Source organism: Psychrobacter sp. DAB_AL62B, from assembly GCF_028895345.1.
GTDB lineage: Bacteria > Pseudomonadota > Gammaproteobacteria > Pseudomonadales > Moraxellaceae > Psychrobacter.
This window is the reverse complement of record NZ_SAXC01000012.1, coordinates 32,581-47,291: the sequence shown is the minus strand read 5'-3', so window position 1 is coordinate 47,291 and position 14,711 is coordinate 32,581. Positions and strand designations below refer to the sequence as shown.

At 41.8% G+C, this 14,711-nt stretch carries 12 protein-coding genes and 1 tRNA gene; 5 read left to right on the top strand and 8 right to left on the bottom strand.

Annotated elements, in window-relative coordinates; genetic code table 11:
* Positions 1 to 110: 110 nt before the first annotated feature.
* The 3 genes from EPB74_RS12275 (at position 111) to EPB74_RS12265 (ending at position 4,500) form a co-directional block, all read left to right on the top strand.
* Positions 111 to 512 carry a DUF1971 domain-containing protein gene (locus tag EPB74_RS12275; protein WP_079691223.1) on the top strand — a complete coding sequence of 134 codons (402 nt, stop codon included), beginning with the start codon at positions 111 to 113 and terminating at the stop codon, positions 510 to 512.
* A 430-nt stretch (positions 513 to 942) separates the two neighbouring features.
* Positions 943 to 3,216: a nitric-oxide reductase large subunit gene (locus EPB74_RS12270; protein WP_274904427.1), complete on the top strand. Its 2,274-nt coding sequence runs from the start codon at positions 943 to 945 to the stop codon at positions 3,214 to 3,216.
* 246 nt (positions 3,217 to 3,462) lie between these two features.
* A complete protein-coding gene (locus EPB74_RS12265) occupies positions 3,463 to 4,500 on the top strand; it encodes a hypothetical protein (RefSeq protein ID WP_274904426.1) in 1,038 nt (345 codons plus the stop codon).
* Positions 4,501 to 4,646: 146 nt separating this feature from the next.
* Here EPB74_RS12265 and EPB74_RS12260 read toward each other — a convergent pair whose 3' ends face one another.
* The gene (locus EPB74_RS12260; protein ID WP_274904424.1) at positions 4,647 to 5,162 is read right to left on the bottom strand and encodes a hypothetical protein; all 516 of its coding nucleotides are present in this window, start codon (positions 5,160 to 5,162) and stop codon (positions 4,647 to 4,649) included.
* Between the two features lie 326 nt (positions 5,163 to 5,488).
* On the opposite strand from EPB74_RS12260, the gene recJ reads away from it, so the two are divergent.
* Complete coding sequence (gene recJ / locus EPB74_RS12255) at positions 5,489 to 7,327, top strand: single-stranded-DNA-specific exonuclease RecJ (protein ID WP_274904422.1); 1,839 nt, start codon at positions 5,489 to 5,491, stop codon at positions 7,325 to 7,327.
* A 104-nt stretch (positions 7,328 to 7,431) separates the two neighbouring features.
* Here recJ and EPB74_RS12250 read toward each other — a convergent pair whose 3' ends face one another.
* From EPB74_RS12250 to EPB74_RS12220, 7 genes are all read right to left on the bottom strand, one after another.
* Positions 7,432 to 8,253, bottom strand: coding sequence for a trimeric intracellular cation channel family protein (locus EPB74_RS12250; RefSeq protein WP_274904420.1), 822 nt, complete (start codon positions 8,251 to 8,253; stop codon positions 7,432 to 7,434).
* A gap of 73 nt (positions 8,254 to 8,326) precedes the next feature.
* Positions 8,327 to 8,962, bottom strand: a complete 636-nt coding sequence (locus tag EPB74_RS12245; protein ID WP_274904419.1) for a trimeric intracellular cation channel family protein — start codon at positions 8,960 to 8,962, stop codon at positions 8,327 to 8,329.
* Positions 8,963 to 8,977: 15 nt separating this feature from the next.
* Positions 8,978 to 10,138, bottom strand: coding sequence for a multidrug resistance efflux transporter family protein (locus EPB74_RS12240; protein WP_274904418.1), 1,161 nt, complete (start codon positions 10,136 to 10,138; stop codon positions 8,978 to 8,980).
* An 86-nt stretch (positions 10,139 to 10,224) separates the two neighbouring features.
* Positions 10,225 to 10,947, bottom strand: a complete 723-nt coding sequence (gene queE / locus EPB74_RS12235) for a 7-carboxy-7-deazaguanine synthase QueE (RefSeq protein ID WP_274904416.1) — start codon at positions 10,945 to 10,947, stop codon at positions 10,225 to 10,227.
* Positions 10,948 to 11,213: 266 nt separating this feature from the next.
* Entirely contained in the window at positions 11,214 to 12,035 is an 822-nt protein-coding gene (gene dapD / locus EPB74_RS12230) for a 2,3,4,5-tetrahydropyridine-2,6-dicarboxylate N-succinyltransferase (RefSeq protein WP_274904414.1), read from the bottom strand.
* 223 nt (positions 12,036 to 12,258) lie between these two features.
* Positions 12,259 to 13,200 carry an alpha/beta hydrolase gene (locus EPB74_RS12225; RefSeq protein ID WP_274904412.1) on the bottom strand — a complete coding sequence of 314 codons (942 nt, stop codon included), beginning with the start codon at positions 13,198 to 13,200 and terminating at the stop codon, positions 12,259 to 12,261.
* 275 nt (positions 13,201 to 13,475) lie between these two features.
* A tRNA-Asn gene (locus EPB74_RS12220) sits at positions 13,476 to 13,551 on the bottom strand.
* A 403-nt stretch (positions 13,552 to 13,954) separates the two neighbouring features.
* Here EPB74_RS12220 and EPB74_RS12215 point away from each other — a divergent pair.
* The gene (locus tag EPB74_RS12215) at positions 13,955 to 14,695 is read left to right on the top strand and encodes an SDR family NAD(P)-dependent oxidoreductase (protein WP_274904411.1); all 741 of its coding nucleotides are present in this window, start codon (positions 13,955 to 13,957) and stop codon (positions 14,693 to 14,695) included.
* The last annotated feature ends 16 nt before the right edge of the window (positions 14,696 to 14,711 follow it).

Sequence of the window (14,711 nt, the reverse complement as noted above, 5' to 3'; positions counted from 1 at the left end):
TTCCTTTATCTATAAGACCTTTTTTTAAGACAGCTAAAGATAAAAAGTACTAAGATAAATAACCCTAGGATAAGCAAGCCTAATATAATTAAATAAACCAAGGAGCTATCATGAGTGACGCCACCACCACCAACCCAGTCGTTCCAAGCCATTGGAAAATAAAACGTTCGACCCATTTCTTTACCAAGGGTAAAGTCCCCTCTGCCTTATTGACCCATCACAATACGGCAGAGGGTGTATACGGGCAAATCTGTGTCATGCAAGGCACGGTGACCTTTTATGGGTTTGCTGATGAAGCTGCCACTGAACCCGAAAAAACCATTGTCATCAAAGCCGGACAATTTGCTGTCAGCCCACCTCAATATTGGCATCGTGTAGAGTTAAGTGATGATGCCCAATTCAATATCAACTTTTGGACAGAAGGTGATACAGGCAACAAGTCGATGTTCAATAGCTCAACGATACATACCAAACCTATTGAAAAGTTGTTTGATAAGCCAGATGAATCCTAATCTGGCTTTATTATTTAATAACCAATATTTAAAGCAAATTTTAACTTTTACGTATTGATTGGCAAGAAAGCTACCTAAATAGGTGGCTTTTTTGTTAATAGTGAACGCTGGAGTTTATAGTAATGATAATAATAAATAGAAATAATCATTAACATTCATATTAAATGAATGTTATTATGTTTCCAATTTGATGCTATATGTAAATTATCGTCAAATGAATTTAACCAATTAACCGATAAAGTCTACTTAGCTGCCAAATCCCTAATCTCAACCTTGATGCTAATCGGCAGAGAACTTTTAGGCAGTTATTAATAAACTTATATCAACGGGCAGTATTATTGTTAATTTTGGAAGCATGATTATATTTACAAACATTCATTTTAAATATACCTTTAAGGGGTTCAATCTATCTAGCCAATAGGAGCAAGATATGGGCGAGTATAAGAAGTATTGGTTCGGCTTACTTGCCGTCCTCATCATTACCTTTACCTTTCTAGGCTGGGGCGGCGTAGAAATCTATCGTACCGCACCCCCCATACCTGATCAGTATATTGATACTAATGGGAAAGTTTTAATCACAGAAGAAGATATCTTAGATGGGCAGTCTGCTTGGCAGCGTACTGGTGGTCAGCAGCTTGGTTCTGTACTGGGTCATGGCGCTTATCAAGCCCCCGACTGGACAGCGGACTGGTTACACAGAGAGCTTGTAGCATGGTTAGATATCAGAGCAGAAGAGCTCTATGGGCATGATTTTGCTGCTGCTACTGACGATCAAAAAGCGGTGCTAAATGCGCAGCTGAAGAAAGAATATCGTGGTAGTGCTGTCAATGATAAAGACCAAGTGGTGTTATCTGATACTCGGATCGCCGCGATGAATGAGATTGCACCGTACTATATAGGTTTGTATGGTAATGAGCCTTCGTTACAAAAGTCGCGTGAAAACTTTGCAATGAAGAACAACACTTTGCCAAATCTTGAGGACAGACAAAAGCTCACCAATTTTTTCTTTTGGACGACTTGGATGGCTTCTACTAACCGTCCTGGCACTGATGCCACGTATACCAATAACTGGCCACATGAGCCACTTATTGATAACGTTCCGACATCAGAAAATATCATGTGGTCTATCGCTAGTGTGGTATTTTTAATCGCTGGAGTAGGTTTTCTGATTTGGGGTTGGTCTTTCTTACGTAAAGAAGAAGACGTGAAGCAAGTAACACCCGATACTGATCCATTAACTAGGATTGCGTTAACGCCTTCGCAAAAAGCGTTAGCAAAATATGGGGTTTTAGTCGTCGCATTGTTCGTCTTTCAAGTATTTATTGGTGGCTTTGTCGCGCATTATACCGTCGAAGGCCAAGAGTTTTATGGTATTCCAGTTGCTGACTTCTTCCCTTATTCACTCGTACGTACTTGGCATATTCAGGCCGCATTATTTTGGATAGCCACCGCATTCTTAACGGCAGGGTTGTTCTTGACGCCATTTATCAATGGCGGTAAAGATCCTAAATATCAAAAACTGGGCGTTGATATACTGTGGTTTGCGCTCATTATCGTGGTCGTTGGTTCGTTTGTTAGCCAATACTTTGCCATTGCCGGTATCATGCCAGCAAAATACAATTTCTGGTTTGGTCATCAAGGCTATGAATTTATTGACCTTGGGCGCTTCTGGCAGATTCTAAAATGGGTCGGTATTTTATTCTGGTTGGTATTAATGACCCGTGGTTGTTTACCGGCATTTAAACAAGAAGGCGATAAGAACTTACTGGCGATATTCTTTGCTTCTGTGGTTTGCGTGGGTTTATTCTACGGTGCAGGCTTGTTCTATGGCGAACGTACGCACTTAACCATTATGGAATACTGGCGCTGGTGGGTGGTACATTTATGGGTAGAGGGCTTCTTTGAAGTATTTGCTACGGTATCGCTTGCCTTCATTTTCTATAACTTAGGTTTGGTAAATAAAAAGATTGCTACTGGTTCCGCCATTGCTTCTGCGGCACTATTTATGCTCGGCGGTGTACCCGGTACTTTCCATCATTTGTATTACTCTGGTACTACCACCCCAGTGATGGCAATCGGTGCCTCATTTAGCGCGCTAGAAGTTGTACCCTTAGTCGTATTAGGTTATGAAGGCTATGAGCATTGGTCGCTACAGCGTCAAGCGCCATGGATGAACAAACTCAAATGGCCTATCATGTGCTTCGTTGCCGTTGCATTCTGGAATATGTTGGGTGCAGGTGTGCTCGGCTTTATGATTAACCCACCGGTGTCATTGTTCTATTTACAAGGTTTAAATACGACTGCAGCTCACTCTCATGCTGCATTATTTGGCGTGTATGGCTTCTTAGCGATTGGTTTTATCTTACTGGTCATGCGTTATATTCGTCCAGATTATATCTTCAATGAAAACCTCATTAAAACGGGCTTTTGGGCGCTAAATATAGGCTTGGTATTGATGCTTGTGACCAGTTTATTACCCATTGGTATTTACCAAGCGTACGCTTCAATGACTGAAGGCCTATGGTACGCTCGTAGTGAAGGCTTCTTACAACAGGACTTCTTACAAACACTACGCTGGATTCGTACCTTTGCTGACGTCATCTTTATCGTTGGTGCGGTTTGTGTGGCGTTACAGGTGGTCAAGTTTGCTTTTGCAAAGCCATCACATGCAAACTACCAACCTGATAATCCCGTGAATGATTAACAAAATGTAAATCAATAAAGTGCTCATTAATAAAATATTGTAAAAACAAAAGGCTCTGCTCAATGCAGGGCTTTTTTATTGGCTAATTAAAAGTCTTTGATCATTTAGTCTTTTGAGAATTCATGATGTTATAGAAGACAACGTCGATTACCTCATTCGATATCACTAGAATAGTCTATATTTACCATTTAGTTTATACAGCCATGCTATTCTAATTTTATCGCTCACAGGCTAAAGGAGATGACCATGTTACGTTATGTAGGGTTACGCTATTTAGGTGTTTTGCTTTTGCTATCGATCATGCCGCTATCACTGGCTGAGGCAAGTACTAAAGGTAGTAATGATACCAGCAACAAGACTAATAATATTGTGCTGCCCAAAAAGCTCATTGTTGAATTGGTAGAAAAACGCTGTTCTTCACCAAAGCCTAATCCCAAAGTAAGTCCTGCTCTTGAGTATCGCTGTTCAGATAAGTACGAAGATGCTGATGGTGACGAGCAGAGCATGGATTATAGTCTGCGCTTACTGCCATTGATAAAAGAGGATTTTAATCGTGATGGCATTGAAGATATAGCTTTAGAAGTCGAATCTATGGGTCCATTGGGAGGGAGTGTTTATTCCAATAGTACGATTTATTATCTGCTATTAACTAAGAATAAGAGCATTATCAATGAACATGAGATATTGCTCTATGCACCCTTTAGCGAGCATATCGTTGAGTACGAAGTGAAGGGTAAACAAATTTATTATAGCGCAGTGCCTAACTATCGCTCGCATCCTGAAGCATATGAGGATGGTGAGCTGCTAGAGCCGGTACTTGAGTTTACGGTAAATTGGGAAAAGGGCAGTCCTATTAGCAGTGTTTATCGGGATAATTGCCGACTATCTCGTATCAAAGATAAGAGCTTGTTAGACCTTAGTCTTGGTGGGACGAGTCATGAAGATATTGATATACATGACTATACCCAAGTGATCACTGAATCCATTCAGGCAAATGGGCTAAGTATTGAAGCGACGTTATCAGGGTGCGACTTAAGTAGTGTTTCATACAATATTAATCCACAACAAGGCAAGTCATTACCGGTATTTTCAGAGGTTTTAAAGACTCTCATACCTCTAGCGCATCATACTAAGCAGCTAAAAACGTTACAAACGTTAGAAAAACGTTCGTCGCTAAAATTTGCTGAGAGAATACTCTTATATAGTGGCTGGCAAGCCATCGTGCACGTTGATAGAGAGGATGAAACACCACATATACTTATTGTGATTGAACAAACTGAGTAGGTTAGTCTCTTAAAAGATACGTGAAAGAAAGTGTTTATCGATATCTTGTTATGCTTGAATAATAAAGAGAAAACCCAGCTAAGAAATTCTTAGCGGGGTTTATTATTAGCAAGTTATTAAGCTTTCAAGCCCTGATTAAATATCTTTTAAACATTCTTACCGTGTTGCTTTTGCTGAATATCTTTTGCTAAGTTATAGCATTCATTGATATGGTCAGTAGCAATCTTCTTAAAAATCATATAGCCCATTGTGCTTGCGACCAGTTGACCACCTAATGGGATAAACTTAGTAACTTGCTTCGCAGCGATACGACCACCAAAGCCTTGAACGGTCTTTTTAACGATACCACGAGTTGCCATCAGTCCTGCAAAATCAACCGTACGATCTTTTAGCGCACTCCAGTGAATAGCGCGTGACTCTAGATCTACAGCAGCCTTACGGTCCTCAAGCAAACCAAAGCGCTCACTAATCTCAGGTAGCAGCATCGTCAGCATGCCAGCGTCAACTGCCACATCAAAAAATGGCACAGGAACGATGGCAACACCAGCAGAGATTCTGGCGCGTTTTTTGACCATAGCGATACATTCTTTTTTGACTTGCTCAAGATCTAAATTTGGATCAATAGTATTGGATAGTTTTTCAGCAGCGGGGGTGGTTTTCATAAAATATCCTTAAAGTAATTAAAAGAAAAAGCAATTAAAAGAAAAACAGTGAATAATAAAGCATCAAATATTAAATTAGATGGCAAGCATCTGATGTGCTTATAAGATGTTTACCATTTTATGGATTTATAAGCGCCATACAATCATTGCTTTGTAGCAAAATGCATAAAATTACGGTCACTGTGAACAGTTTTTGTAAATGAGGCGATATGCTTAAATTATGCTATAAGTTACGTCATTGTGACCGCCTAAATAATTAATAACTCTATACTGACGTGCTGAAAATTAACATTGTGACCGCCTGCCAAAGCCAGTAGAATACCGATATGCTAAATTTAACCCCCCGTTATACCAGCGCTCGTATCGACGAGTTGCCCGCCGCGTTGCAACCACTTGCCGCCCAATCATTTACCCTTGCTCGCCTATATGCGGGGCGCGGTATCACTGAGCCTGCTGAGCTTGAGACTCAGCTATCCAGTTTGTTAGCTGCTGAAGGCTTGCATGGCGTTACTGAGGCTATACGCTTACTAGATGCCGCCATTGATGAGGGTCAGCGTATTCTTATCGTTGGCGACTTTGATTGCGATGGGGCAACCAGTACGGCGCTAATGATGCGCGCGCTGACCGCCATGGGTGCCAAGGTTGATTTTCTGGTGCCTGACCGTTTTAAATACGGTTATGGTCTAACGCCAGAGATTGTCGAATTGGGTATTGAGACTTATCAGCCGCAAATGATCGTCACGGTAGACAATGGAATCTCAAGCCATGAAGGTGTGGCGCGTGCGCAGGCTGATGGTATCACTGTCATTATCACTGACCATCACCTCACGACTAAAGAGACGCCACCTGCTGAAGCCGTGGTCAATCCCAATCAGCTTGATTGCAACTTTGCTAGTAAAGCATTGGTGGGCGTTGGGGTGGCATTTTATGTACTTGGACGACTGGCAAAACTGCGCCGTGAAGCGGGTAAAACTACCGTACAAGTAAGCCAATATTTAGATTTGGTGGCACTTGGGACGATTGCTGATGTTGGCGTACTCGATAAAAACAATCGTATTTTAGTGCATCATGGGTTGAACGCCATTCGACAAGGACGTGGCTCTTTGGGGATATTGGCGTTACTTGAGCAAGCAGGTCGTGATCCCAAAAAACTACAGGCGCAAGACTTTGGTTTTGTCTTAGGTCCACGTATCAATGCTGCTGGTCGTATGGATAATATGCGCATCGGTATCGAGTGTTTACTAGCGGATGACTGGCAGACGGCGCAACGATTGGCGCAAGAGCTTGAGCAACTTAACCGTACTCGTCGCCAAGTAGAAGGCGAGATGCGTGAGCAAGCGGATAGCATCGTCCAAGCGTTAGCTACTGCTGCTACAGATATCGATGCTAATGTTAATACCAATGGTGATACTCACGAAAGCGCTGATATGATTATTCAGCATAAAACTGAGAAACCGGTTGTTAATAATCACAATCGCAGTATTGTGTTATATCAAGATGACTGGCACCAAGGCGTTATCGGTATCGTTGCAGGTCGCTTAAAAGAGAGTCATTATTTGCCTAGTATTGTCTTTGCGCCAGCGGATACTAAGCGCACGGGTGACGATGATGCTATTAAAGGCTCGGCGCGTTCTATCGCAGGCGTGCATATTCGCGATGCGATTGAACAAGTTGCCGAGCAAAATCCTGACTTAATCAGTCATTTTGGTGGTCATGCGATGGCAGCAGGGTTGACGTTGAAACGTGGTAACTTTGATGGCTTTGTGACAGCTTTTAACGACGTACTGGCACAGATGGATGATGAGGTATTCGCCGAGCAGAAATTTACCGATGGTCCTTTGCAAGCAAGCGACTTTAGCTTATGGTTCGCTGAGCATTTAGCGGATGCCAGCATTTGGGGACATGGATTCGCGCCGCCGATATTTGATGGTGTATTTGAAGTCTTAAACTTTAAAATACTAAAAGACAAACATCTTAAGTTATCTCTGCGTTATCCCGATGTGCAGTACCCAATTGAGGCCATTCAATTTAACTTTGATAGCAGTGCTTGGGATTACCGCGCCGAAAAAGTGCATATATTGTTTGAGCTGGACATCAATGAGTGGAATGGCAAACAAAGCTTGCAATTAATGGTTAAGGATTTGGCGGTTATTACTGAGGTCTAAAATTATTTCTTGTCGCTATTGAGCTAAAAAGGGCGTTAATCATAAAGATTAATGCCCTTTTTCTGACTTTACGTTTTGTTGTTTTTAATATAAAACTAATTATATTAAAGCGAATGTTTTTTCATCAGACTAATATCTGGGAAGTGCCAATCATAGCGTACTGCTAGCATGCGAATCACGAAAATAGTCATCATCGTCGACGCTTCTTTTATCCAAGGCGTAATAGCCATGCTTTCCATGACAAAATACAATATCCCGCCGATAATCGCTGCCGTCACATAAATCTCACGTTGCAATACTAATGGAATCTCATTACATAGCATGTCACGAATGACACCGCCGAACAAAATATTCAATACCCCAAGTAAGATACAGATAGGAATATTTGCACCCATTTCTTGCGCCACTTGTATACCAATTAAGGTGAAAATTGCTAGTGCCAAGCCATCAAAGAGTTTTAATAAGCCATCCACATGGCGCGCCTTTGGGTTACAAAATATCTGAAAGCCAACGGAAGTAATAGTAATGATTAATAGATAATTCATATTGACCATCCAAAATAATGGATAGCGATCAAGAATAATATCACGTGCGGTAGGACCACTAATAGCGGCAATCATAGCTACTAAAATGCAGCCGAACACATCAAAGTTTTTATGCTTTGCTAAAATCGTTCCTGAGACGCTACAGGCAAAAATGCCAAACATTTCCAGCCAAAACATAAATGAGGTTGGCTCAAATCGTGTGACAAACTCAGGGGTGAGGGCAAGCGGATTCTGCGTTACTGCATTAACAGCCGAAGTGGCAGTAGCAGCAATGTTAGAGGTAGCAGTCACGCTTAAGGGCGCGGCGAACAATAGATCAAAAGGTTGACCAAATAAAGTAATACAGCAGGCATTCAGCCACGCATAGACATTGACACTCATAATACTGATCATAAGGATTCACACAGAAAATTCGCTTAGTAAATTAACAGGCGGCTAAGCGTTTAGTCACCTGTTAACTTACTAAGCGAATGGAAGGAAGATGCCAATCAAATCTCAATGCCAGCATGCGCACGGCAAAGATGACAAACAGCATAGTAAATTCGTTTGCTATAGCGTCAAAACCCCAGTAGTCGAGCACCAAATACGTCAATGACCCTGCGACACTGGCAGTGATATAAATCTCACGCTGGAGTAACAAAGGTATTTCATTACAGATAATATCACGTAATAAGCCACCGATAATAGCAGTCCAAACCCCCATCATGACAGCGATAACCGGTGACATATCTTGCGCCAATGCCACTTTAAAACCGATAACGCTGAATGCTGCCAAACCAATGGCATCAAAGAGTTTGAGCGCATTATCAATCTTATGATACAGATGAAAAAATATTTGTAAGATAAGCGAAGTGAGGGTAATAACAATCACATAGTTAAGATCGGTCATCCAAAATAGCGGATGGCGATCGAGCGCCATGTCACGTAGCGTACCACCGCCAATGGCATTGACCATAGACACTAGGATACAGCCCGCAACATCAAAGCCTTTATGCTGAGCGAGCAACGTACCAGCGATAGCGCAAGCAATCACCCCAACCATATCTAATAAATATAGTAGAATATCGGGGAAAATGAAACTATTTATCATTGATGTTTTTTAGCCTCACCCATCTTTTGCAAATAATATCAGCCCTAGCATAATCAGCCCGATACCGACTAAGCCCAATGCCGAAGGTATCGCATTATTTAGCAGTAATATACCGCCAATTAAAGCAAATATAACCTCACTTGCTTGGGTAGAGTCCACGCCAGCGACTTCACTTGACGTCACTGCTTGCTCACGGGCATATAAAAATATACTTGTCGCCGCAACGCCTGCCAATAAAGCCACCAGCAAAGTATTGAATAGCTGCGAGGTAGCAGGCGCTTCAGGGCGCACTATCAGGCCTAAAATTAGCCAAAATGGTAAACTACCAAGGGTCATTAGCCATATTTTATTAAAGGCATTTTGCAGTAAGGTTGTCTCAATAGCAGGAATGCGAGCGATTAGATTCTGTAAGGCAGATGTCGGCTCAGCTATAGATGTATTGGTTTGTTGGTGAGACTTATTAGCATCGAGGTTAGTCGCATCATAGCTTACGGTAGATAAATCATACGCTTCTGATATGAGCGGTTGGTTATGATTATCGATATTATTTTGATGGTCGGCGCTTTCTCTTGCTTGTTGTCGCTCAGCAGTATGTTTGCGAGAGTTGTGGGAGACTTGCCAAACCAGTTGATTACCGATGGGGTAGCTAAACGCCGCAACCAGTGCAGGCAGAGCGCCATATAGCAGCATATCAGCCATTGGAACGGTATTGATATCGGCTAGGGCAGAGGCACGTAATCCCTCGCTGACGTTGACGAGTACGACGCCAATAAAGACCAGCAGCGCATAAAGAATGAATTTTTTATCAAAGCGTTGCCCAAATGCCAATAATACCAACAGACTGGTAACTACGGTAAACATAAAGGTCGCCGCGACGACCCAGCCGGCAACATGGTCGCCAGCATAACAAATGCCAGTATAAAATACACCAAAGCCGATACTACCGGTAGTACACCAAAATCGCCAATGCTGAAAGAAGATGGCGCTCAATTCTTTAATGCGTCCAAAGCCATGCTGCATCGTAATAATGACGGTGATGATTAACCACATAAATAAATAGCGCAGACTCGCTGACCAAAACCAATGGCCACCGGCACTACTCATCAGCTCATTTAAGATAAACGTGGAGCTAAAGAACGCACCGGCCAATAAGCCCAATAAAATTAGTTTGACCATCCATGTGTCCTTATAGCTGCCTAGCTATTTATTTATATTATCCATACAGATTATTTATTTGGAGCGTTTATTCGGATTTTTGGATGTTATTTACCTTTAGCATCCGCCCAAATAATTTTGTGTAATTGCAACTGGAAACGTACCGGCAAGGCATCGCTTAATATCCATTCAGCAAGCTCTCGCGCTAATACAGGCACATCAGGGCTACTGTCATTCTCGGCGACATTGAACATCGGTGAAAACCAAACCGTACCGACCAGCTTATCTAGCTTATACTCGATAAGTTTGGCCTTTACCCAGTCATAGTCTTCACGATTCATAATGACAAACTTAAGCTGATCGTGCTGAGTCAGATAATTAAGGTTTGACCATAAGTTTTTATCAACTTCGCCTGAGCTTGGGGTTTTCAGATCCATCACCTTGCTGACCGCTGGTGGGACGTTTTCGACCGTCAGTGCACCTGCGGTTTCAAGTGAGATTTCATAATCGTCATTCAGCAAACGTTTCATCAATTCAATGGCATTTGGCTGGGCTAAAGGCTCGCCACCAGTTAGACAAATACGCTTACACGGGAAGCTTGCGATAGTCGTCATGATGGTCTCAAGCGACTGACGCTCGCCACCACTAAAAGCATATTCGGTATCGCAGTAGACGCAGCGTAGTGGACAGCCAGTTAGGCGGACGAATATGGTCGGCAAACCTGAGGTCAGCGCCTCACCTTGCAAGGAATAAAAAATCTCGGTCAAACGTAACCCAGCTTCTGGATCAGTGACAGGAATCGCAGAAGTGCGTAAAGATAACTCACTCATAATATTTCAAATACAATTAGATGTTGACAAGGTGATTAAGCCTTTATCAATCGTAATAAAAAGGCGGTTTGTGGTACGTGTCGCTTTATGTCTGAATAAGGCTAAAACAAGAACAGGATTATAACGTAATGTCTGTTATTAAGCTGCTATTCAGCAACAAAAAAGATGCCGGAGTAAACCCCAGCATCTTTTTATTATTCAAAACAGCGAATGTATTGAATAAATATAGTTACTAAATGTAGTAACTAAATATAGTAACTAAGCATTTAGGCTAAACGTAATAACTCATTTACTGATGTTTTAGCACGGGTTTGTGCATCGACTTTTTTCACGATAATAGCAGCATATAAGCTGTGTGTGCCATCTTCAGACGGTAAGCTACCTGGAACGACAACTGAGCCAGCTGGTACACGGCCGCGATGGATTTCACCTGTTTCGCGATCATAAATACGGGTAGACTGACCGATATAAACGCCCATAGAGATAACAGCGCCTTCTTCTACGATAACCCCTTCAACGATTTCAGAGCGTGCGCCGATAAAGCAGTTGTCTTCAATAATTGTCGGGTTGGCTTGTATTGGCTCTAAAACACCACCGATACCTACGCCACCAGATAGGTGGACGTTTTTACCGATTTGGGCGCATGAACCAACAGTCGCCCACGTATCTACCATGGCGCCTTGATCAATATAAGCACCGATGTTGACATACGACGGCATCAATACTGCACCGGCTGCAATGTATGAGCCTTTACGAGCAACCGCTGGTGGCACAACACGTACGCCTGCTTCTTTAAATTGTGCTTGAGTCCAGTCAGCAAATTTAGTCGGAACTTTGTCATAAAACTGTACATGTTCGCCAGCTGCCATGACGTAGTTATCATTTAGGCGGAAAGACAGTAGTACGGCTTTTTTTGCCCACTGATTAACGACCCATTCGCCATCCTTTTTTTCTGCAACGCGCAATGTACCGTTATCTAGTTGCTTAAGCACTTGCTCAATAGCATCACGTACCTCTTGCGGCATAGTACTTGGGCTATATTCGTTACGGTGTTCAAAAGCTTGCTCGATAGTCTGTTGTAATGACATAAACATTCCTAAAGTTGATGAAAGGTAAATAAATATAGATATTGTAATTAGCGCGGTCTGGACTAAAAATTGCTTGCTTTATTTTTGCTAAAAGTCGCTGATTTAGCAACTTTTAGCAACTTTTAGCAACTTTTAGCAACTTTTAGCAACTTTTAGCAACTTTTAGCAACTTTTAGCAACTTTTAGCAACTTTTAGCAAAAACGTTAAGCGACAACGCTGCTATTAATTATCTGCGGCATTACTATTTAGCCAATCTAAGATATCTTGATAGACCACATTATTGTTCTTTTCATGGAGTGGTTCATGGCGCATGTGAGGGTATAGCTCTACAGATACCTTGCTAAAATGCTGTTTTTCTAAACGGCTAGCAATTTTGCGAATGCCACGGCCCATATCACCGATAGGATCATTTTCTCCACTTATCAGTAACATTGGGAAGTCTTTGGCAATCGTTGAGGCCCAATTTTTATTTAAACCAGCTTCCATTAGGACAAACAAGGTCATAAAACCGTTGTTGGTAAAGGTAAAACCGTTTAATGGGTCGGCTTCGTACGCTTCGACGGCGGCGGGGTCTTCATTTAGCCACGCAAACTGTGAGGAAGAAATACGATTGTTAAGCTTACTATTGAGCACTTTGTTCATCGCATTAGCAAGTATGGTGTTTGGCTTTTTAGGCGCGGCTTTTGCCAGTAGCTTATTAACAGGTAGTAATACTTTAGTCAATGGATTGGCATCCGCTGTGCCCATGAGGATTGCGCCTGTAAAGTCTCGTGCATGGTGCTTAAGTACGTTGCGTACAATAAACGAACCCATCGAGTGCCCCATCACAAAGTGAGGAACAGTTGGATGACGAGCTTTTAAGCTATCTGCCATGATGATGACATCTTTTAATAGCGACTGTACAGGATGCTCATGCCCAAAAAACCCCAAGTCTTTGGTAGATTTGACAGTTTTTCCATGACCAAGCTGATCATAAGTGGCAACTGCGATACCGTGATCGGCTAAAAACTGTGCGAAATCTGCATAACGACCGCTATGTTCTGCCATGCCGTGAACTATCAGCAGGGTGGCGGTAATAGTGGTATCACTATCACTTGGCTCAAAAAAATTGTGATGTAGATAATGAGTATTATCAGAGGAGGTGATTTGTTCAGAGTTACTCATAAGAATCCAGTCCTTGAATGGTTAAGAATACGATGAGATAGATTATATATATTTTATGGCGTCATTATAGGGGTAAGTTATAGCCACAACCAATTTAATTATAGATTCTAGCAACATTAGTGCATTAATCTGGTTCAAATAAGTGTTCTCATTAAGTAGTTTAAGCCCATATTACAAAAACAGCCGCCATAAAAAAACCCTCATCAAAGTGATGAGGGTCTTGGCAAATGCCATAATCGAATCAAAGATGACTCAAAAAATTTACTACTAAAATATGGCTCTCCAACCTGGGCTCGAACCAGGGACACACGGATTAACAGTCCGTTGCTCTACCAACTGAGCTATTGGAGAATAAGCTGTAAGTGTCTAATTGCTTACAACGAGCTTAGGAAGTCTCTAACGAGTTCTTGCTAAGTGGGGCGTATTCTAGCAAAGATAAAAAATAGGTCAAGCTTTATTTGCATATTTTTTTATAAAAACGTCGATACTGCGATAAACGATGACAAAATATTTTATACACCAAATTTGTCTACCGTTTTATCTATATGCCCGTTTGCGAAGTAACAACAAATTGAGATGCTTAGTTATACTATAATTATTTAGATTTGATAAATAAACGAAGCTATTGGTTAATTAAACAGTGATAATCGATTATTCTTGATCGTCAGTTTTTAATGACTAAAGATAGATTAAATAGGCATTTATCAAAACCAAATTGTATATAAGACAGCAAGTCAATAAAAGGATATTTACGATGACAGCGACGCTTAAAAAACAGCACATTCTTATTACTGGTGCGACCTCTGGCATTGGTTATCAGTTGGCAAAAGACTATCTGCAAGAGGGGCAGCATGTTTATGCCGTCGGTCGTGATGAGGACGCATTGTCTGAGCTAAAATCATTAGGAGCAGAAACCATAAATTTAGATCTCATGGATCGAGATAAAGTGATTGCCGCTTTTGACAAAATTAGTGACGTTGATTTGGCAATTTGTGGCGCGGGCATGTGTGAATATTTGGATATGCCAAACTTCGATAGCAGTGCTTTTATGAACGTTATGTCAGTGAATATGGGTACGTTATCACATGCCATTGAAGGAGTGCTGCCAAAGCTGATTGCTTCAAAAGGTCGTTTGGTGGGTATAGGTTCCGCATCGGCCTATGTGCCCTTTGCCCGTGCTGAAGCTTATGGTAGTTCGAAGGCGGCCATCCATTATCTAATGAAAACCTTACAGATTAGCCTGGCACCGTATGACGTGTCGGTCAGCTTGGTGGTACCCGGTTTTGTCGAAACACCGATGACCAAACAAAACGACTTTCCGATGCCATTTATCCAAACGCCAGAGCAGGCAAGTCAAGCGATTCGAGATGGTATAAAGAGCGGTCATGATGTCATCGAATTCCCCAAAAAACTTACCTTACCCTTAAAAGTATTAGGGACGTTACCAGATTTGGTCTGGAAGCAAGTCAGTGAAAAAATGAATAAAAAACAATAAATCGTGATAGATCCGA